At 31.3% G+C, this 21,993-nt stretch carries 21 protein-coding genes and 1 riboswitch; of the genes, 4 read left to right on the forward strand and 17 right to left on the reverse strand.

Translation table 11 applies throughout. The features are described from left to right. Nucleotides 1-3 precede the first annotated feature (3 nt). From LQ682_RS12095 to LQ682_RS12115, 5 genes are all read right to left on the reverse strand, one after another. Nucleotides 4-864 (reverse strand): ABC transporter ATP-binding protein, encoded by an 861-nt coding sequence (locus LQ682_RS12095; protein WP_239724376.1) that lies wholly within the window; start codon nt 862-864, stop codon nt 4-6. A gap of 171 nt (nt 865-1,035) precedes the next feature. After that, nucleotides 1,036-2,730, reverse strand: coding sequence for an FTR1 family iron permease (locus tag LQ682_RS12100; RefSeq protein ID WP_239724377.1), 1,695 nt, complete (start codon nt 2,728-2,730; stop codon nt 1,036-1,038). Further along, nucleotides 2,705-3,943, reverse strand: coding sequence for an iron uptake transporter deferrochelatase/peroxidase subunit (gene efeB / locus LQ682_RS12105; protein ID WP_239724382.1), 1,239 nt, complete (start codon nt 3,941-3,943; stop codon nt 2,705-2,707). The genes LQ682_RS12100 and efeB overlap by 26 nt, the downstream gene beginning before the upstream one ends. Nucleotides 3,944-3,949: 6 nt before the next feature. Then, nucleotides 3,950-4,801: an iron uptake system protein EfeO gene (efeO, locus tag LQ682_RS12110; protein ID WP_016998440.1), complete on the reverse strand. Its 852-nt coding sequence runs from the start codon at nt 4,799-4,801 to the stop codon at nt 3,950-3,952. A gap of 184 nt (nt 4,802-4,985) precedes the next feature. After that, nucleotides 4,986-5,630, reverse strand: a complete 645-nt coding sequence (locus tag LQ682_RS12115; RefSeq protein ID WP_239724384.1) for a PepSY domain-containing protein — start codon at nt 5,628-5,630, stop codon at nt 4,986-4,988. 130 nt (nt 5,631-5,760) lie between these two features. Next, nucleotides 5,761-5,861, forward strand: a riboswitch (SAM riboswitch). A gap of 74 nt (nt 5,862-5,935) precedes the next feature. Between LQ682_RS12115 and LQ682_RS12120 the strand changes: the two genes are divergently transcribed. Then, nucleotides 5,936-6,145 (forward strand): hypothetical protein, encoded by a 210-nt coding sequence (locus LQ682_RS12120; protein ID WP_103269250.1) that lies wholly within the window; start codon nt 5,936-5,938, stop codon nt 6,143-6,145. A 96-nt stretch (nt 6,146-6,241) separates the two neighbouring features. On the opposite strand, the gene LQ682_RS12125 is transcribed toward LQ682_RS12120, so the two are convergent. Together LQ682_RS12125 and LQ682_RS12130 are read right to left on the reverse strand one after the other, a co-directional pair. Then, on the reverse strand, nt 6,242-7,153 hold the full coding sequence (locus LQ682_RS12125) for an NAD(P)/FAD-dependent oxidoreductase (RefSeq protein WP_103269251.1): 912 nt from the start codon (nt 7,151-7,153) through the stop codon (nt 6,242-6,244). Nucleotides 7,154-7,225: 72 nt separating this feature from the next. Then, complete coding sequence (locus LQ682_RS12130) at nt 7,226-7,606, reverse strand: RrF2 family transcriptional regulator (protein ID WP_064204800.1); 381 nt, start codon at nt 7,604-7,606, stop codon at nt 7,226-7,228. A 238-nt stretch (nt 7,607-7,844) separates the two neighbouring features. Between LQ682_RS12130 and LQ682_RS12135 the strand changes: the two genes are divergently transcribed. The 3 genes from LQ682_RS12135 to LQ682_RS12145 are packed head-to-tail and all read left to right on the forward strand — an operon-like array spanning nt 7,845 to nt 10,846. Then, on the forward strand, nt 7,845-8,837 hold the full coding sequence (locus LQ682_RS12135; protein ID WP_070045481.1) for an ABC transporter substrate-binding protein: 993 nt from the start codon (nt 7,845-7,847) through the stop codon (nt 8,835-8,837). Between the two features lie 18 nt (nt 8,838-8,855). Further along, complete coding sequence (locus LQ682_RS12140; RefSeq protein WP_070045480.1) at nt 8,856-9,851, forward strand: FecCD family ABC transporter permease; 996 nt, start codon at nt 8,856-8,858, stop codon at nt 9,849-9,851. Next, nucleotides 9,848-10,846 (forward strand): FecCD family ABC transporter permease, encoded by a 999-nt coding sequence (locus tag LQ682_RS12145; RefSeq protein ID WP_070045478.1) that lies wholly within the window; start codon nt 9,848-9,850, stop codon nt 10,844-10,846. Before LQ682_RS12140 ends, LQ682_RS12145 begins: the two co-directional genes overlap by 4 nt. 106 nt (nt 10,847-10,952) lie before the next feature. Here the strand turns inward: LQ682_RS12145 and LQ682_RS12150 are convergent, their stop codons facing one another. The 10 genes from LQ682_RS12150 to LQ682_RS12195 form a co-directional block, all read right to left on the reverse strand. Further along, nucleotides 10,953-12,677, reverse strand: a complete 1,725-nt coding sequence (locus LQ682_RS12150) for an ABC transporter ATP-binding protein (RefSeq protein ID WP_026023582.1) — start codon at nt 12,675-12,677, stop codon at nt 10,953-10,955. Nucleotides 12,678-13,045: 368 nt separating this feature from the next. Beyond that, a complete protein-coding gene (gene celB / locus LQ682_RS12155; protein ID WP_016998448.1) occupies nt 13,046-14,401 on the reverse strand; it encodes a PTS cellobiose transporter subunit IIC in 1,356 nt (451 codons plus the stop codon). Between the two features lie 20 nt (nt 14,402-14,421). Next, nucleotides 14,422-14,925, reverse strand: coding sequence for a hypothetical protein (locus LQ682_RS12160; protein WP_016998449.1), 504 nt, complete (start codon nt 14,923-14,925; stop codon nt 14,422-14,424). A gap of 13 nt (nt 14,926-14,938) precedes the next feature. Continuing rightward, nucleotides 14,939-15,262, reverse strand: a complete 324-nt coding sequence (locus tag LQ682_RS12165; protein ID WP_016998450.1) for a PTS cellobiose transporter subunit IIA — start codon at nt 15,260-15,262, stop codon at nt 14,939-14,941. Between the two features lie 16 nt (nt 15,263-15,278). Further along, nucleotides 15,279-17,270, reverse strand: a complete 1,992-nt coding sequence (locus LQ682_RS12170) for a BglG family transcription antiterminator (protein ID WP_016998451.1) — start codon at nt 17,268-17,270, stop codon at nt 15,279-15,281. Between the two features lie 35 nt (nt 17,271-17,305). After that, nucleotides 17,306-17,623 (reverse strand): PTS cellobiose transporter subunit IIB, encoded by a 318-nt coding sequence (locus tag LQ682_RS12175; protein WP_016998452.1) that lies wholly within the window; start codon nt 17,621-17,623, stop codon nt 17,306-17,308. Nucleotides 17,624-17,641: 18 nt separating this feature from the next. Further along, nucleotides 17,642-19,072, reverse strand: coding sequence for a 6-phospho-beta-glucosidase (locus tag LQ682_RS12180; RefSeq protein ID WP_064204794.1), 1,431 nt, complete (start codon nt 19,070-19,072; stop codon nt 17,642-17,644). 295 nt (nt 19,073-19,367) lie between these two features. Next, entirely contained in the window at nt 19,368-20,282 is a 915-nt protein-coding gene (locus LQ682_RS12185; protein WP_103269252.1) for a DUF7916 family protein, read from the reverse strand. 64 nt (nt 20,283-20,346) lie between these two features. Continuing rightward, the gene (locus LQ682_RS12190) at nt 20,347-21,078 is read right to left on the reverse strand and encodes a class I SAM-dependent DNA methyltransferase (protein ID WP_103269253.1); all 732 of its coding nucleotides are present in this window, start codon (nt 21,076-21,078) and stop codon (nt 20,347-20,349) included. Nucleotides 21,079-21,187: 109 nt separating this feature from the next. After that, complete coding sequence (locus tag LQ682_RS12195; RefSeq protein WP_070045469.1) at nt 21,188-21,946, reverse strand: class I SAM-dependent methyltransferase; 759 nt, start codon at nt 21,944-21,946, stop codon at nt 21,188-21,190. Between the last annotated feature and the right edge of the window lie 47 nt (nt 21,947-21,993).

Here is a 21,993-nt window from a genome sequence, read left to right on the forward strand (position 1 = left end):
ACATCAATTCCTTTCTTCATCTTTTTTGAATATAGTATCCATTAATGACTCTTTCGTAATTTCAATTTCGTTAAAATCAACATTATTCTCTATCAATGTTCTTATTATCGGATTCACATCTTCAGTTTTTATATTCAAAATGTCTTTTAGTTCTTCAATTTCAATATCTTTAAGATTTTCAATGATTTTTTTGTTTTTTAAAGGAATTTGGATATTTGTTTTATGGTCACTATGACGAATTTCACGTGGCGTGCTATCGACTATAAGTTCACCTTTATTAAGTACTATGACACGGTCAGCCATTCTTTCCACTTCTTCAATATAATGAGATGTATAAAATATTGTTTTTCTTTCTTTTTTCATTTGGTCAATTACTACCCAAAAATGCTTTCTCATTTCAGTATCCATTGCACTTGTAGGTTCATCTAAGATTACAAAGTTAGGCTTTCCAATGATGGATAATGCAAAATCAAGAATTCTATGCTCACCGCCAGATAATTTGGAAGCGAATTGTTCTAATTTTTCATCATTAAATCTAGTAATTCTTTTAAAGTCTTCAATTGAAATTGTTTGTTTATAAAACGATTTATATAAATTAAATAATTCTTTTACTTTCATCACATCTAGAAATGCTGACGTTTGAAATAATATGCCCATATATTTTTTATCGAGTTGGTATTGGTCACTTTCAATCGTTCCATTGTTTGGCTTTCTATCACCAATAATCATATCTATTAACGTTGATTTTCCTGCACCATTCGGCCCAATTAAAGCTGTACATTCACCTTTATTAATTTGAAAAGAAACATCATTCACAACTTTTTTACCATTATAAACTTTCGTTACATTTTGAACTTTAATCACTATGGCCACCACCTTTTATAAGATTGGTTTAAGTATAAATTATATTAGCTGTATGTATAAGTACAAATTGTCACGAATACACTATGACAATTGTCATAAAGTTAGTACATTTCACACTTCTCACATAAAAAACCAACCTATCGAGTGATAGATTGGGGGTTAAACTCTTATTTATTTCTTGCTCATCATATAATAAATCATAACAATCACAATTAAGATTAATTGTGGTATAACCGTCTCATATGTTGGATATAATCCTATAAGATCTATAAATGGTAAATGATTAATTGTGTGTTGAGGCAAAATATTGAGAATTTGTAGCGTGTGTACACTTACGCCTAATATTTTAAATGCTAATAGGAATATAAATAGTGACATAATAAAGAATAGTCTATGTATTGGTATCCATTTTGTAATTTGATTAAAGAATACGGCTATTAAAATTAAAATAAATACTGCTACTAATATTCCAAGTATGAGAGACCATGTTGAAATCTTACCTACTATACCTAAATAGAAAATAATAGTTTCCGCACCTTCTCTAAATACTGATAAAAATGCTACTAAACCGAATGTTAGTAGACTACCTGTAGACATTGCTTTATCCATGTTTTTATTAATAAATTTTTCCCATGATTCTAAACTTGATTTTGAATGTAACCAAGCACCTACAATAACCATCAAAATAACCGAGCATATACCCACTATACCTTCTGTTAATTCACGTGTAGATCCTAAATTTTCAAATATTGCCTTAAATATGAATGCTAAAGCTATACTTAATATAATTCCTAGCAAGCTTCCACTCATTATCCATTTAGATGCTTTTGTTTGTTCTGCTTTACGAGTAACTGTTAACAAAGCCATAATAATTAGCAATGCTTCTACACCTTCTCGTAAAAGGATTAAAGCTGCGTCCCAAAATGTATATCCTGCTTTAGAAATAGTTGATTTAATTTCTTGATCCAATGTCTCAAGTTCTGCTTGTATATCATCTTTATTGCTTCCATTTATTTGCCCTACATATTGTGGTATTTTCTGTTCTATTTTTGTGTACAGTTCACCATTTCTTGTGCCAATTTCATTTTCCACGTTTGGCCAAGCAACAATAAAGCTTTGTAAATCTTGTTTTGTTTTACTTAGTTTATTATTTTTGATATTTCTGATTGCTTCATCTAGATACTCATTTAAAACCGTTACAACTTGGTTGCTCGTTTTTGCATCTGACTGCTTACCTGCATGATAGTCATCAAGTTCTTTTTTGAGTTGGTCTACTTGCATTTGGGCACTACCTTGCTCGATTTTATCTTTTGTAAGTTCTATTCTAATAAACATCAATGCTGTTTCTATTTTACCGTAACGCCCAATATTTTCTTCTCTCACAATTTTTTCGTTGTTTGTCCAAGTTGAATTCAATTTATTATTAATTACCACCGCTTTGTCAAAGTCTTTGTTAGAAATAGCTGTACCCATCTCTTTAATCAACGGTTGCATTTGATTTTGCAATTTATCTCTTTTTGCTTGTTTGTCTACTGGATTTAATACTTTTTCATAATCTATCAAATCTGTTGTTAAAGTATTAAGCGATTTTATTTTTTCATCATTTGAGTTACTTTTTTCGATATTTTCTATATCATTATTAATTGTTTTAACTAATTTATGATCTTTTTTGTTAACTTTTGACCAATTTTCTTTAATATCCTTAAAGTGTGCTTCAAAAGCTTTTGTATCCTTGTCTTGGAGTGCTGTTTTGGCATCTGTCACACTAATATAAATATTACTTAAACTTATTTCCGCTTTAACAGTTATAGGGATAACTAGGCACATTAATATGGTAATACTAAATGCGATTAAATAACGCTTCACCTAAATATCCTCCTTCTTGAATACCAGGTAAACATAGAAAAATACCTGAACCTCTATGTGTGATATATTCATTCAATTTATCTTGAGCGCCCATTTTGCTTTGAATTTTAATGAATTGTTCCGGTGCTCTTTGGAATGATAAAAATAATAGCCCTGCATCAAATGCGCCAGTTTGTTCATTAATACCATCTGAGTATGAATAAGAACGTCTAAGCAAATTAGATTTCGCCTGTTTTGCTAAACTGACATGTGATTCATCCTCTATTAATTTCTCTCCATTTTTATCTTTTATATTTCTATCAAACTCGTCAAATTCTTTCTCTTTACCCAATGGAGCTCCGGAATGTCGATACCTTCCAAATGTAGCTTCCTGTTCACCAAGTGCCGTTCTATCCCATGTTTCTAACAACATTTGTATTCTTCTTACAACTAAATATGAACCGTTTTTCGCCCACCCGTCTTGAATAAACACATACTTATCTAATTCAGTTTGATTATGTATAGACGGGTTTCCAGTGCCATCTTTAAATGAAAATAAATTTCTAGGCGTTTCCATTTTTCCATTTTTTACTTTGATAGAATTAAATCCAGATTGACTCCATTTCATAGAAACTTCACCTTTAGCTACTCTTATCAAATTTCTAATAGCATGGAAATTCACTTGTGGATTATCAGAGCAAGCTTGTATACATATGTCTCCGCCAGTATATTGTTTATCTAATTGGTCTTTAGGAAAATGAGGTAAGTCTTTCAACAATTCAGGTTTATACTTTTCAAGGCCAACTTTTTCGAAAAAGGATGGACTTATACCAAAAGTTAATGATAAATGATTAGCATCTATACCGATTGTTTCACCGGTATCTGGACTTGGTAACATTTTATTTTGGCCTAACTCTTTTACTGGTTCCCCATTCATTAAATGAACGCTATAATTCGTCCAAGTTTTAAACATTTCTTTAACATCAGAAACAGACATTTTATTAATCGTTAACACTACAAAATAAATATGTTTCTGCAAATCAGTTGTAATACCTGATTGGTACTTACCATAAAATTCCACTTTATTTTTTACATCTGTTTTATCTTTTGCAAAATATTGAGAAGCTAACAAGGTTCCACCGACACCGGTAGAACCTAAAATGAGGCCAGCACCCCCAACTCCAGCAAGCTTCAAAAAATCCCTTCTTGCTATATGGTTGTCCTTGTTAGTCATAAGTTATCACTCCGTAATGACTGCCATTTGACTTAATGATTCACCTAATTTATCAACTGCTTCAGATAATTTTTTCGTATCCTCTTTTGATAATTTAGTATAGTCGACATAGCCGCCATCTTTCGTTTCATATTTTGCTAATAATTTGTTAACGTTATCAAATCTTTCTTGCGTTGTTTCAGCAACTTTTTTATCTTTTTCAGTTACTTTATCTTTAAAGATTTCAAAGATTTTTTCTGCTCCTTCAATATTTGCTTTGAAGTCATATAAATCTGTATGTGAATAAATTTCTTCTTCACCAGTTATTTTTGAACTTGATACTTCATTTAATAAATCAATAGAACCTTGCAACATTAATTTTGGTGTTACGTCTACAGTATCAACTTTTGCTCTTAACTCTTTTACATCTTTAAGTAATTGGTCTGCAACAGGTCCCATATCTTTTGTAGAGTTTTCTTCCCATAAAGTTTTTTCTATTTTATGATAACCTGACCATTCGTTTTCCTTTTTCTCTTCCTTCATATCAGCTAAGCGCGCATCAATTTTAGGATCCAGTTCGCCAAAACTTTCCGCTACTGGCTCTGATCTTTCATAATACATACGCGCTTTTGGATAAATCTCTTTAGCTTTTTCAACGTCGTCAGCTTTAACAGCCTCTACAAACTTTTCAGTTTCAGTTAAAAATGTATCTAATTGTTTCGTTGTGAAATCTTTATATGCTTTTGTTTCTTTAGAAAAATCAACTTTTGTAGTTTCTTTCGTTTCTTTATCACCATTAGTTTCCTTTTTCTCATCATCATTACCACAAGCAGTTAATATTAAAGTACTTGCTAAAAGTGTTGTTGCTATTCTCTTCATGATTGGATTCTCCCCACCTAATTGATATTCATTATCACTCTTTTAATTTATTCCTATCTTTACTATTAGTCAATAAGAAATTTCAATAAAATGTAAATTAAATTGAGGGTAATCAAGGTAAAAAAGTATTAAAAAAATAGGCTGGGACATTTATTTATGTCCCAACCTGTCTAAACATTTCATATTAGTCTTGTTCTTGTTCTAATATTTCTTTCGTTTTAGCATCAATCGTAAATTCTGTTGTGTCTTTATTTCCTTCTTTTAAGTCAATAGAATAAACAAGTTTACCGTTTTCTCTACTTAATGACCATTCTTTTAAATCTCCTGATGCTTTATCTTGAGCTACTTTTAAAGCATCTTCGAATTTAGCTGCATCAGATAACTTAAATGTTTTGTCATTGTCGTCATCATCTTCTTTTTCGTTTTCAACGTTAGTAACAGAATTATCTTCTGCATTGATCAAGACTTTATTTTCATCTTGTCCATCTAATAATTCAATTTTATAACTCCACTCACCAGTTTCTTTTTCGAATGATATGTCTTTCAAACCACCTTTTTCTTCTTTTTGAGCTGTTTTAACTGCTTCTTCAGGTGATACTTTCACATCATTCCATTTTACAGTTTTTTCAGTTGCTTTATTATCAGATTTATTATCTGACATTGTAGAATCATCTTTATTGTCATTATCTTGACTGTCATTTTCTTTTTCAGTTTGTTCTGATTTTTGATCTTTTTGATCGTCTTTCATATCGTCGTCATCATTATTATTTTCGCAAGCAGATAATACTAGACCTGAAGCTAAAAGTAATGACATCCATTTAAATTTCATAATTATACCTCCTCAAGCTGATTACTATTTATATATTCACAGTTTCTTAATATTTTAAACATTTATTTATTTTATTAGACAAATATTGAATTATCAGTTATATTAATAGAAACAATAAAATAGCTCGTAAGTCTTATTAAGAGTAGGCGGAGGGAATTGGCCCGATGAAACCTCAGCAACAGGCGTAAGTACTGTGCTAAATCCAACAAGTATCAACTTGAAAGATAAGAAGATTCTCTAAACAGCTCTTCTTAATCTTAAGATGAGCTGTTTTATTGTTACTAAAACATTTAGGAGGCAATATTATGAGAACAAGAGACGACATTTTATCAGAATTAGTAGAGTTAAAACAAAACCCACCACAAAGTTTTTCAGGATCTATGCATAAAACAAATAAAAAAAATGCTTTGATTGGTGAACTGGTGGATTTAGAGAATGAACAAAATCCTGAACGCTATAAGCATAAATCACAATTCAATGAGTTCGATATTCATATTACAATCACTAAAAAATAATTAAAACCCCCGCTAGCGTATAAGCAGAAGTCTTTATACGTTAGCGAGGATTTTTTTATTTACAAAGAATTAAATAAATATTTGAAGTTACTCAGGCTAACCTTTTAATGTTTCACCTTCTGCTTCTAATATAATTTGCATTGCTACTAATTTAGCAATATGATTACCACTTGCAGCAGAATCGATAAGTTGTGAAGGCATTGCACCATTTGTTTCACCAGCTACAAATAACCCTGGAATAGAAGTTTCTCCAAAGTCATCTTTTTTAATACCTCCATTTTCATCTCTTTCAATTTGAAGTTCTTCTAAAAATGAAAATTTTGTATCCCATTCAACTGATATAATCGCACCATTCCTAGAAATTCTAGTACCATCTTCATATATCACTTCATTTATCATTCCATCATCATGTTTAAATTCCGATACTTTACCTTGAACAAGCTTTATATTTTTCTTTTTTAAAAATGATTTATCATCTTCGGTTAATTCTGAAAAGTCTTGTGAACTTATAACTAAATCATTAGTCCAATTGCTAACTAATTTAGCCATATGCATCACTAGTTCTGGAGATACATCTACGAGTAATGATTTATTTCTTAATTCATAACCGTCACACCAAGGACAGTAAAATGCAGATTTTCCGTAAATTTCTTTCACACCTTTTATATTAGGTAATGTCTCTCTTAATCCAGTACATAACATAACTTTCTTAGCTTTGTACGTTTCATTTTTCGTTTTCACTATGAAAGTATTGCCTTCTTTAGCAATCTTTTCAACTGTATCTTGCACGCGCGTTACATCTTCATATTTATCAACATCCGATTGTGCTTTTTCCCTTAATTCTTCTGGTGTTACACCATCTTGTGTTAAAAACGCATGTGAAGTCTGTGTCACTTTATTTCTCGCATTATCATTATCTATTACCAATGTTGTTTTTAAAGCTCTTCCTAAAGTTAAAGCACTCGCTAATCCAGCTGGACCTCCACCTACTACTATACAATCAAACATATTTATACCACCTTTTCCACATATATTAAAGAGTCTTAATATCTATGATTAGCTGTTAAAAAAAGATTTAATTTACATTAAATCTTTTAACGTCTTCGATTTTAAAGATTTCGTCATTTCATCCTCCGCAGAGTTTAAAATAGACTGAACTTTACATTCCGGACCATGATTAAAACTATCTTCTATCATGCTTCTATGACCATCGATTGCAGTAATGATGTCATATATTCTAATGGTTTCCCAATTATTCACTAAATAATAACCACCCTTAGCACCAGAAGCCGATTTAATCACACCAGCTTTGACAAGTTGAGTTAAAATTTTAGATAAATACGTAACAGAAACATTTAGCACGTCAGATAACCTCTTTACAGTTACAGGCTGATTATCACCATTGCTTATTAAATATAGTAATGAATGTAAAGCATAATCTGTACCTTTAGATATCTTCATGTTACACCTCTGTATTATAGATATTGTGTGTCTATAATATCATATATATTATTATTGTCTATAGATAAGCTTAAGGATTTAAAATTTATATTTTATTCTAACTATATGAGTCCTCTAATAAAAACCAATTTTTAGCGTAATATAGCAAAAAATTTTATTGACATACGAGTAAAGCTGTTACATATTTATATATAGTAATGATAATGATTATCATTAACGAAGGAGGATATTATATAATATGAAAAACCTAACTAAATTATTTATAGTTACACTAGTATCCATCATATTGATGGCAGCTTGTGGAAGTAACAACTCAGAAAAATCTTCTGAAGCTAAAAAAGATAATGAGACAGTAAAAATCGAACACGCTATGGGAACGACGGAGATTAAAGGAAAACCAAAACGTGTTGTTACGTTATATCAAGGTGCAACAGATGTCGCCGTTGCTTTAGATGTTAAGCCAGTGGGCGCTGTTGAGTCTTGGACTCAAAAACCAAAATACGATTACATAAAAGAAGACTTAAAAGACACTAAAATTGTTGGTCAAGAGCCATCACCTAACTTAGAAGAAATTGCTAAATTAAAACCTGATTTAATAGTAGCTTCTAAAGTAAGAAACGAAAAGCAATATGAACAACTTTCTAAGATTGCACCGACTATAACTCATAATACCGTATATAAGTTCAAAGATACTCTTGAAATGATGGGTAAAGCTCTAGGTAAAGAGAAAAAAGCAGATGAATTATTAAAAAATTATAATGAGAAAGTTACACAATTCAAAAAAGATGCGAAAGGAACATTCGGAGATAAATGGCCTGTTTCAGCTTCCGTTATTAACTTCAGAGCAGATCATGCTCGTATTTACGCAAGTGGTTATGCTGGCGATATTTTACATGATTTAGGTTTTAAACGTCCCGAAGAACAAGAAAAACAAGTTAGTAAAGGAAAAGATATTATTCAGTTAACGACTAAAGAAAGTATTCCACTAATGGATGCAGATCATATCTTCATATTTAAAAGCGACACATCTGCTAAGGATGAGAAGTTGGCTGAAAAAACAAAGGAAGAATGGACTTCTAGTAATCAGTGGCAGAATTTAAAAGCAGTCAAAGAAAACCATGTTTCAGATAATATCGATGAAATTAATTGGAACATGGCTGGTGGTTACACATCTTCACTTAAATTAATAGATGATTTATACGATAAATTAGACATTAAAAAACAATCTTAACTTTTAAGGAGCTTCATTATGTTACTTAAACCGCAGTACAAATTATTGCTCTCTAGTTTATGTCTGATCATTATAACAATTTTAAGTTTAACAATTGGAAATACGCTTGTATCACTACCTCAGTTGATACAAGCGTTGTTCCACTTTGATAGTAAAAACGATATTCATACTCTAGTTTTTGAATCACGTTCTTCTAGAACTATAATTGCTTTATTAACAGGAGCTTCGTTAGCAGTATCAGGATTGTTTATGCAAGTATTGACCCGTAACCCGATTGCATCGCCAGGACTTTTTGGAGTTAATGCTGGGGCTGTATTTTTTGTTATTGTTGGTTTAACTCTATTTAGTATACAATCCTTTCAATTCTTAATTTTTCTATCTTTCTTCGGTGCAATTTTAGTTACTATAATTGTGGTTACCCTTGGTATGTTTAAACAAGCACGCTTTTCACCCAAGCGAGTTATTTTAGCAGGGGCTGCCATTTCTGCATTATTCAGTGCTTTCACGCAAGGTATTATGATAATGAATGAAAGTAATTTACAAAGTTTTTTATTTTGGTTAAGTGGTTCCGTATCAGTTCGTAATATATGGGAATTTCCATGGGTGATACCAATTATCTTTATTACGCTTTTAATTGCGTTTTTTATGTCCGCACACTTAAATATTTTAATGACTAGTGATGATATTGCTAAATCGCTTGGACAAAAAGTTATATTAACAAAACTCACTATAATTTTAATCATCAGTATTCTTGCTGGAATATCAGTAGCAATTGCCGGTTCTATCATGTTTGTTGGTCTAATAATACCTAATATCAGCAAAAAATTATTGCCACTAAACTATAAATATTTAATACCATTCAACGCTATAAGTGGCGCTATACTCATGTTGTTATCAGATATCGTTTCCCGTATTATCATTGCACCATTAGAACTACCAATTGGTGTTATCACAGCAATAATCGGCGCGGTTACACTTATATATATTATGAGGAAGGACGTACAAAACATATGAATGAGACACTATCTAAACAAGACACAAATCGTTTAATCAGCGCATTAATAATATTATTAATACTGTCATTCATAAGTTTAATGTCTGGATCAACATTCATTTCACCCATAAAAATTATATCTTATATCTTTAATCCTATTGAAAGTCCAGACCAATTCACAATAGAAGTACTACGTTTACCACGTATCATTCTTGCTATAGTTGCGGGTGCTGCTTTAGGTGCAAGTGGTCTTATTTTACAAAATATTTTAAAGAATCCAATTGCATCACCTGATATCATTGGGATTACAGGAGGGGCCACTCTTGGTGCAGTATTGTTCGTCGCCTTTTTAACTCATATAAGCATCATATGGTTACCGTTATTTTCTTTAGCAGGTGCCACGCTGACTATGATATTACTTCTCTATTTTCAACAAAAAGGAAACATTCAAGCTACAACTCTAATCATAGTCGGTATAGCTTTACAAACATTGTTTGCTGCACTCGTTAACGGAATCCTTGTTATGACTAAACAACTTTCAGCATCGAAAGCTTATACTTGGATTATTGGTAGCTTATCTGGTGCGACTTTTGAAAACAGCTTAATGTTAGGGACATTTTTACTCTGTATACTACCTTTACTAATCATTATTATTCCGAGAATGAAAATCTCTCTGTTGCATGATGATATTGCAACAGGTCTAGGGCTTAGAGTCAATCAGACAAAATTATTACAAATGTTAATCAGTACAATTCTCGCTGCATCTGCTATTAGCTTTGTAGGTAACATAGGGTTTGTAGGTTTAATTTCTCCACATATAGCAAAAACATTAATAAAAACCAATTACTTTAAACGATTATTAATGTCAGCAATTTGTGGGGCAATTTCTATTGTTATTGCCGATTTAATAGGTCGAACAATTTTTATACCGAATGAAGTACCCGCAGGTGTTTTCATTGCTGCATTCGGGGCACCTTTCTTTATATATTTATTATTAACAACAAAAAAATTATAAATTAAATTTGATATTATAATTTATAAAAACCCTTAAAATCATTTGATTTTAAGGGTTTTTATTACAGGCTATACTCTTTTAATATTATAGATATGAAGTTCTCTCACTAAAAATCTTCTAATTGTTCAAATTGCGACATATATAAGTCTTTATATTTACCACCTTGTGCCATCAGTTCATCATGGCTACCCATTTCCTTAATTTGTCCTTGTTCTATAAATACAATTCTATCTACGTGTCTAATCGTACTTAATCTATGTGCAATGATTAATGATGTTCTACCTTGTGATAGATTTTTGAATGCTGACTGTATTTTATTTTCTGTTTCTACATCTAGAGCACTTGTTGCTTCGTCTAATATAATGATTGGTGGGTTTTTCAAGAACATTCTCGCGATTGAAATACGTTGTTTTTGTCCACCTGAAAGTTTCGTTCCTCGTTCTCCGACAACTGTATCTAAGCCAGCTGGTAATTCATCTACAAATGATCTTAACTGCGCTTGGTCGACAGCTTCATTGATTTCTACTTCTGTCGCGTTTAAGTTACCATATATTATATTATCTCTTAACGTTCCACCAAATAAGAATACATCTTGTTGAACAACACCAATTTGTTTTCTTAAAGATTCTAATGTATAAGATTTAATATTTTTATTATTGATTTTAACTGCACCTTCTATAGGATCATAGAACCTTGGTAATAACGAACAAATCGTTGTTTTACCTCCCCCACTCGGTCCTACAAGCGCTATTTTTTCACCTTGTTCAATTTTAATTGATAACTGATCTAGCACTAACTTTTCACCGTATTTAAATGATACATTTTCATATTCTATGATGTCCGGTTCATCAGTAAACTCTACAGCATCCTCACTATCTTTAATTTCAGGATCCATATTTACGATTTCTTTAAAGTTTTTAAACCCTGCAATACCTTTCGGGAATAACTCAATAATCATATTTATAGCTTCTAAAGGTTTAAATAGTAAATTCGTAATCATAATAAAAGCTACGAAACCACCGTATGACAATGAACCATTTAACACGAAATAGCTTCCCATAATCAATACGAAAATCATAGTTAATTTTTGTGCAATATGACTGATTGTTATATTCCAAGACATGAACGAATATGCTTTTAATTTAGTTGCTCTAAAATTATCATTAACTTTTTTAAATCTTGATAGTTCATAACCTTCATTTGTAAAAGCTTGAACAAGTCTCATTCCACCAACATTATCTGAGATTAATTCGTTAAATCTAGATACGTTACTAAATAAACTTTTAAAAGCTCCAGACATTTTATGGTTGAAATAAATAGTCAGTACAAAAATAATCGGTATAACACAGAAAGTAATCAATGCTAATTTCACATCAATTGTTAACATGATAACAAATGAACCAATCAACGTCATAAGTGCTACGAATATATCCTCAGGTCCATGATGGGCTACTTCCCCAATATCCATCAAGTCATTCGTTAAACGACCAATAATTTTACCCGATTTCTGGTTATCAAAAAATCCAAAATTCATTTTTTGAATATGTTCATACAGTTCATTACGAATGTCTCTTTCAATATTAGTCCCCAGTTTATGCCCCCAATACGTTACGATGAATTTTAATACAGATTCAACAACGTATATGAATAATAAAATAAAAACAAATATTACAATCCAACTCCAATTCTTAGTTGGTAGCAAACGGTCTATAAATATACTCGTAATTAATGGAAAAATGAGTTCTAATATACCTACAAACACAGCTGAACCAAAATCTAAGAAAAATAATCCTTTATAGGGTTTATAATATTGGAAGAATTCCTTCATAATTAACCTCCTATGAATAAATTTAATCAAAGACCATTATACTATAATTTTAAAATTTTACTTTAGTTTTCTAAAAATAAATAAATTTAATTATTATTGCAAACTAAAATAATATATTATTGATTAATTAAAAGAAGATATTGAACATATAGAGAGTTGGTTAGACAAATCAGAATTTTTTGTGGATGCTTGTTGCCTTTTCTTATGAGTCTTGGCAATAAGGAAAACGCTAAGTACATGCTCCCTTCGTCTTGCAACTTTTATGAGTCCATTCCTAGCGCTTATACATAAAAAAACAATCCAAGGCATATATAAATGTCTCGGACTGTTTCATTATAATGAGATTCCTGTCACGCTACCTCGTTCATCTATTAAATTAAAGCATCATTACCTTTTTCTTGTTCTACTAATTTACTGTCATATATTTTAATGAATGGTAACCAAATTAAGAATGCGACTATAGCGCATATTATTGATACAAATACTGCCATTAAACTACCTGCTGTGCCTATAAATGCGCCAAAACCAATTGGAGACGGCCATGGTACTTGTGCAATGATTGGTTTTACAAGTTCTAATTTAATTGTCCAATATCCAATTGATGCTGAAACCATAGGTGCTAAGAAAAATGGTATCGCTAAAAACGGGTTATAAACTATTGGCAATCCAAACACGAGGGGTTCATTAATATTAAATATGCCAGGAACTAATGAAGCTTTACCCAATACTTTTAATTGTTCTGACTTTGCTAACAATGCAATAAAGAGACATAAACCTAGTGTTGCACCAGATCCACCTATAATTACAAAAGTATTTTGGAACTCACCTGCAAATGGTATATTCGCACCATCAATATTTAATTGCATATTTGATAATACAATTGGTGTAATAAAAGCACCAATAATGTTTGCTCCATGTATGCCTACTATCCAAAGTGCATGTATTAAGAAGTAAATGACTAGTATACCAGCCCAACTACTCGTTAAGTTAACTACGAAACCAAAGGGAACTGCAATAATTTTAAAAATATCTGTATTAAATGCTACTAGTATACCTGTAAAAGTTAATATGACAAACGCTACTAAAAATGCTGGAATAAGCGCTGTAAATGATCTTGAAACACCTTCTGGTACTGCTTCTGGCATTTTAATTATCCATTTACGTTTCACACATAACCTATACAATTGTACTGCAATAATAGACATAATAATTGCTGTAAATATCCCAGTTGTACCTAGTCTAGTCACACCATCTGCAGACATCTCCCAACCTTTAAATATATTCATATCTTTATTCGCAATATTAACCAAAACCATTTTGCCATCTTCCATCACTAATTGTGGGATGGCCATAAAATAAGCAAACATTGATAACAATGCTCCGTTTAATGGGTTAACATTTAAATCTTCTTCATCAGCATAAATCTTCGTATATTCATATCCAATAACTAAACAGAAATATAATGCTAATATTCCCATTGTCGCTTTATTGGCTAACATGTATAAATCGCCAATCTTAAAAAACGTACTGTTCCAGAATCCTTCTAAAAACGTAAAAGTCTGTGGTATAACATTTAATACTAAAAACATAGATCCTACAATTGTAAAAGGTATACACGCCATCCCAGCGGCCATAATCGCTCTTACTATTCTAAACGAAGCTACTTTCCCCATCGGACCCATCAAGTATTTCTCTAAAAATGCGAATACTTTATTTTCTGATTCCATAAAAAGACCCCTTTTCTATGTTAATTCATAGCATTTTCAAATTTTTTCAATCGTTTATAGTGCCAATCTTTGTCTTGTCTAATATTGTTTAATCTAAATAAAATAAATCCACTTATTAAAATACCAACTGCTAAAACACAAATAATGAGTAATCTTGATGCGTATTGATTAATCATAAATGGATATAACTGTTCAAACATCGGTGTAAATAAAACAATTGGTATGATCAATAAATTCACGCCAGTTAAAATCCTAAAACAATAAAACGTATACTTAGCATTATTAGAGTGATTTCCATACATTTTCACTTGTTCTGCTACGCTAATTAAAATGATAATCATCATTAGAAGAGGTATAACAAATGTCCATGAACGACTCGTTATAAGATAGAAAAACCAATATAAATTAGAAAAGAAAAATAGTGCTGAAGCGTATCTCACCAATAAGTATCGATTGAAATACATAGACTTTATACTCGTCTCTTTTCTATTCTTTTCAAATGTTGCTTTTGTCTTTTTATTCATTTTCATCCCTCATTTAAGCAGTTTCATTTACTTTTTTATAAAGGTGTAACATTTCAGATGCAACTTCTTTTAAAGTCATCGTCGTCATGAGATGATCTTGTGCGTGAACCATTATTATTTCCATATTGATAGATTCACCAGACGCATACTTCTGTAATAACTCAGTTTGCGATTGATGTGCTAACGTAATCTCTTCATTAGCATCTTCTAACTGTTCAAATGCAATTTCATATTTTTCTTCACGCATATTTTTAAATGCGTCATGTATCGTCGTTCGAGCTGTTCCACTGTGTAAAATAATCTCAAACGCAACTACTTGAATATCTTCCTGTTCCATAAGCTAATCCCCTTTATTAACGATATTGATTTATCATAAAATCTTTAAACATTTGATAAGTTTTACATTCCATCAGCTTCTGTATATTTTCTTCAGAGTCGATCAAATTTACTATGACATCGATAATCGTTTTTAATTCATTATCATTATATTTTGAAGGAGAAAGCATGATGACCACTTTAATGTTCTGATATGCATCATTCCAATATATACCTTCAGGAATAATTGCAACTGCAATACTCGAATAATCTCCTACAGGTTGGGCAGTATGCGGCACTGCTACTGCCTCACTAAATAACACCGTACTTAATTCTTCTCTATAGGCAAGTTGATTTCTCAGCTTACATTCAAAATCTCTATCTTCTTTAATACTTAATTGTTGAATTAGGCGATTATAAATACTTTCTTTGTCTATTGATCCTTCAATATAATTAAATAAATAATCGCTACAATATTGGTCAAAATAATAACTATATTGCTGTAACTGCACGTTATCTTTATCTTCCAATTGATGACTCTGCAATCGTTTCGTGTCTTGCTGTTGAATGTATGTATTAATATTTCTTATATCTACTTCATTTAACAATACATTCACTTGAATGACAGGTACTTTAAATACAATTGTTGATAAATCAATAGAAGATATAATTAAATCTATTGATTCTAGCTTTTTATCCGTTATTTCATAATAACTAATGACATCTACAATGTTCATTTGCATGTTAAATTCTCGTGCAACACGAACTTTTAATACTTGTGCACTTCCATATCCAGTCGCACAAATTATCAATACATTTAATTTTTCTCGCTGTTCATATTTTTCTATAGCTGCTAGTAAGTGAAGCGTTAAATATGCCCACTCGCCATCGCTCACATTTTGGTCCTTTAATTCTTGTAATTGACTAAAATATTGCCTTGTCATTTCAAGTACATCATTATTTTGATTTCGTATATCATTCAAAATAGGATTCTCTAAATGTATTCCATTTTGAACTCGCTTCAAAAGTGGTTCTAAATGAGTAACAAGTCCATATAATAATTGATTGTCTGAAGACATTGGATAGTCGAAATCTGTTTCAATCTCTTTCAAAATCTTTTCAACACGTTTAGACAAATTACTTTGTGAGTGACTTTGTAACTGTTTTGTACCTTTACTCATAATATGCAAACTTATATATTTCGCTTCTTCTTCAGGAAAAGAAATTTGATAAATCCTTTCGACTCTAGAAAGGATTTTTTTAGCTACAATCATCTCTTTTTCTGTTAATACTTCTTCATTAGATGTGATAGTATTTAAAGAATATCCATCCAAAAGCCTTCTAATCATCAAACCTAAATGTAATACTAAGTTTTGCAATATATAATCTGACAAATAAACTTTTGATTCTCTCGTCTCATCCACAACAATGATTGCTAATTCTTCCATATTAATTTGTTGTAAGAGTGGTGTATCTTGAAAATACTTATTTATCGAACTAAAAAAACTATTTCCCAAGAAATAATCCATTATAAAATGTCTTTTATCTCTTTCATCACCTTTTATAACTAGACCGTTTTGCTGTTTACTAACAAGTTCTAAATTATAATGCGCAATTAATTTCTTTATACTTGAAATATCTTGTGAAATAGTAGATCGTGATATATACAATTGATTACTTAATTTCTCAATAGTCATACATTTTTTATTAAAAAGAAGTAAATTCAATATATAATACTGTCGATCTTTTGCATCATTGATATTTTCTTGTTTAGATTCATCTAAAGATAAATATTGTTTTAAAAATTTTTCAAACTCTATCACTAAATCTACCTTTAAAAAGTAACCAAATCCTTGTTTTGAGATAAGTGTGGCACCGTTCTTTTGAACTTCGGGTTTAAGTTGTTTGATGTATTTCCTAACTGTTCTATCTGATATCTCTAACATTGATGCTATTTCTGAACTTTTAACAAACTCATTGCGTCGTTGTGATAAATAACTGAGTATATCTATTTCTCTCTGACTTAGCATAAGCTCCCCTCATTTCATAGAGAATATTATACTGATTATTCTGTTTCTTTTAAAATCAGGTTTGCTAATTTTTCAATCCCCATTGGAATTGGAACATAAGCCTGTGCTGGTATATTAACAACAGGTTTATTTACTTTATCACCTGTTTCTTTTAACTTTTTATAATACATTTTTGTTTGTGGACTGACTAAATATAAATCAAATGATTGCTTTTCAATCATTTTTCCACCTTCATTTGCTGAAATTGCATCCACTTCTATTTCATGACCTTTTTCTTTTAAAAATGTTGTTGTTTTCTTTGCCATCAGTGAAGATGACATTCCTGCTGCACAAATTATTAATACTTTTTTCATATTTATTACCTCCGATTTTTATAAATTTTCACCGTTAGATTGAATGACTTTTTTGTACCAATAGAATGAATCTTTTCTAGACCGCTCTAAAGTTCCATTACCTTCATTATCTTTATCAACATGAATAAATCCATAACGCTTTTTCATTTCTCCAGTTCCTGCAGAAACTAAATCTATACATCCCCATGGTGTATAACCCATTAAGTTCACACCATCTTCTTCAACAGCTTTAATAAATTGTTCTATGTGTGCTTTCAAATATTCTATTCGATAATCATCATGTATTATGCCATCTTCCCCAGCTTCATCAATTGCACCAAAACCATTTTCTACAATAAATAAAGGCAATTGGTACATATCAGTAAACCAGTTCAACGAAAAACGTAACCCCTCTGGATCAATTTGCCATCCCCAGTCAGAAGCTTTTACATATTCATTTCTTACTAAATCTCTCGTTTCAACATAATCATAATATTCGTTAGATTGTTCATGTGAAATTGCAAATGACATATAGTAACTAAAGCCAATATAATCTACAGTTCCTTCCTGTAAATCATTCAAATCTTCTTCTGTAATATCTAAATTAAAAGACTTATTCTTGAAATATTGCTGCATGTGACTTGGATAAGAACCGTGTACATGAACATCTGTAAAATAGTATCTTTTTTGCATAGCTTTTTGAGCCATTAATATATCTTTAGGATTACACGTTGCAGGGTAAATTGGGCACATCGCAATCATACAACCTATTTCGAATTCCGGATTAATATCATGACCAATTTTTACCGCTTTAGCACTTGCAACTAGTTCATAGTGTGAAGCTTGATACATAATCTGTTCTCTATCTTCACCTTCTTTATATCTCACGCCTGAATTTGTAAAAGGCGCAAAATCTTCGTTGTAATTAGCTTGGTTGTTTATTTCATTAAATGTCATCCAATATTTAACTTTATTCTTATAACGTTTAAAACAAACTTCTGCAAAACGAACGAAGAAATCTATTACTTTACGGTTTCGGAAACCACCATATTCTGTTACTAAATGATAAGGCAATTCAAAATGAGAAAGTGTTACGACTGGTTCGATACCGTATTTTAAACATTCGTCAAATAGATCATCATAAAATTGAAGACCTTTCTCATTTGGTTCTAACTCATCACCATTTGGGAATATTCTTGTCCAAGCTATAGATGTTCTAAAACATTTGAAGCCCATTTCACTAAATAATTTAATATCTTCTTTATATCGATGATAAAAATCTATCGCTTCATGGTTCGGGTAATTTTTGCCTTCGATTACACCATTGGTAATTTCTCTATGATGACCATGAGAAGCTGCTGTCATAACATCAGCAACACTAATTCCTTTACCATCTTCTTGCCAAGCACCTTCAAGTTGGTGAGCAGCAACAGCTCCACCCCACAGAAAGTCATCGCGTAATTTAGACATTCATATCTTCCTCCTTGTGAACTTGTTATATTAGATACACTTTTATTGTAAACGTTTACAATTAGGTATAGCATCTTGGATACTTCCGTATTACTCCGGAAGTTATGTATTGAATACGGAAATATAATATTTCGAGAATAACGATGGCCTTATTGTCTTTTCTTGCCAAACGTGTCAATAACGATAAGCTAATTTGCAAGTGGACACCCACGTGCAACGTAGTTTATCCTTATTTCACAAAAAACCACCACTCAATTCTTCTTTAATTGAGTGGTGGTTCGTTTTTATTTTCTTATTAACGATTAATGGATCGTGCTATTCTTGAGACTGTATGTCTTTGTCCTCTTATCGCTTTGCTTAGTGCGTATATGTTTTCGACTGGTGCTAGACCACCGTATCCTGCATCTCCAATATGCTGTATGTCTACGCCTAATGTTTTATTTTTTATAGCCATTTCTTTAATAGTAGATTCATCTGCGCTTTCTTGTGATGTTCCAATGGCACTCATAACAAGCGCTCCGTGTTGATGTGCAACTTTTACTGCTTCACGAACTTCTTCTTCGGACACACCCCAAACTGTTCCTACTGCTGGCACAAGTATGATATCAGCACCCGCTTCTACAAATCGCGTTATAACTTCTAAATCGACTACTGCTTCGTCTACACCTGAACCGTGCATTTTACCCGCTATAATCAATCCATCAAAATGATTTTTTGCTGTTTCAATTGCTTCTAATATATTTAGGTTCGTTACACCTGTAGCTGGATTACCTGTTAAACATACAAAATCAAATCCTAGTTCATTTGCGTGCTTAAATGTTTTTTCTGTTGCTTTTCTACCGTACGATATTTCTAATTTCGATTCGGCCATTTTGGCTTCGTCATCTACAGGTTCTAAGTTAACGCCAATAGGTCTGCCTACTAGATTTTTTAAATCTTTAATTGGCTCTCCGGTACCTTGATATTCTTTGTTATATAATCCCTTTATTTCTGGGTTCACGACATCAAAAGCATTTAATAAAATCATATCCGCACCAAAAGCAGTTGCCATTTCTGCATTTGTAACATCTAGTACAAGCGCTGGATCGTGTACAACAATGTTCTCACTTAACACTGTTCTACCTTCACTAGCTTTAATGCTTTGTTTTAGTTCTTCTTTCGAAAACTTTGAAATATCAGATGCATTAGCACTTATCAAACGTTTTACCACACAATCACCCTTCCGCATTTTATACAGTTTAACGATATATAGAAACACATGGTTAGTCAAATAATTATTGTTTCTTAGCTTTAACCATTAAAAATGGAGGAAATTGCTTTAATTTATTAATTCGTTTCTCATCAAAATATTGAAAAACTTCCTCTGATTGACCTAAATCTTTAACATATTGAATTTCAAGACCATGCTGAATTAAATTATTAAAAATTGTTTCGATTGTATGATGATATTTTTTAACATTTTGATCCAACCAATATGAAGTTCGACTTGTTTCATCAAAGTAATGTTCCATTCTTAAATAAACACCATCACTATCCTCTTTCTTTACTTCCGGATCCATTGTAGCCGTTTGTATAGGATGCTCCATTGTGAATAATAACGTCCCATCTTTATTCAACAATTCACTGATTTTTTGACAACATAAATTAAAGTCTTCTATATAATGTAATACGAGTGACGAGACAACAACATCAAAAGTTTCTTCGCATTTAAAATCCATAAAATTTGTACAATGAAGATCCACTTGTTCAGTGTTAAAATGTTCCCGACATTCGCTTATCATCTTTTGAGACTGATCTATACCTACTACCCTTGCAGGTTCATAATCCAAAATATATTGAATTAAATTCCCCATACCACATCCAATATCTAACACTGCTTTACCTTTTATCACAGGCATAGCACGCTTTACTTCAGGCATCTCGACTACTTCATTGTAACTCAAATCATTTTGTCTTTTTTTCTTATAACTTTCAAAGAAATCAGGATGGTCATATATATTATTCACATTTAAAGCCCCCCTTTCAAATATTAATTATAATGGATACACCAATCCCCTCATTATTGATGATTGTAGTCATGATGTGACCAATGATTTCCTTCAAATTCCGGTGTCACTATTTATTAGCAGTAGCTTCAAATGTTATAGTTTGTGTTGAACTTGTAGGATATTTTCCATGTTCATAGTCAGCTGAAATTATTATGTTTTCAAATCCGATATGTTCAAGTATCATTTTAAATTCTTCAATTCCATACCAACGAATCGAAAATTGTTCTAATTCTGTCTGTATCAATTCACCATTACGCCATTTTTCATATCTATTATGAGATGTTGTATGTTGATGGATATAATCAATCTCAATTAATTTACTCTCTAATGTGATTTTTTCGGAATTCTGATTTTCCCAAACTCTAGTTGAGGTATTGTCAACCTTTAAGTCCGTTTGTAAAAATATATCTACAATCAACTTACCACCATCAGTAAGATGATTATAAAAATTATTTAAAGCATTAAAGGAATCTTCTCTTTCATGTAGTAATAAAAATGTTCCTGTAGGCACAATTATGGCTTCATATTCTGCATTTAATAAAAATGATTCCATTTTTCCTTTAAATATCTTAGGATTCAATCCTTGTTTTTCACAGTTTTTTCTACATATTTCTAACATTTCTTCCGAGAAATCCAAGCCAGTAACTTTCAAACCTTCTTCTAAAAGAGGAATGAGTAGCCTCCCAGTACCAACTCCCGGTTCAAGAATAGGTCCCGTACAAGATTTTAATCTATCTTTATAAAATTCTACATCACCAAATGAGTGTCCGATATATTTATCAATATCATAGACTTCTGAAGAAAGTTTACTATAATAACCAAACATACTATCTATCCCCTTTTTGGGTTATTTTACTATTAGTTTAAAACATT

The organism is Mammaliicoccus sp. A-M4, from assembly GCF_022386955.1.
Classification (GTDB): Bacteria; Bacillota; Bacilli; order Staphylococcales; family Staphylococcaceae; genus Mammaliicoccus; species Mammaliicoccus lentus.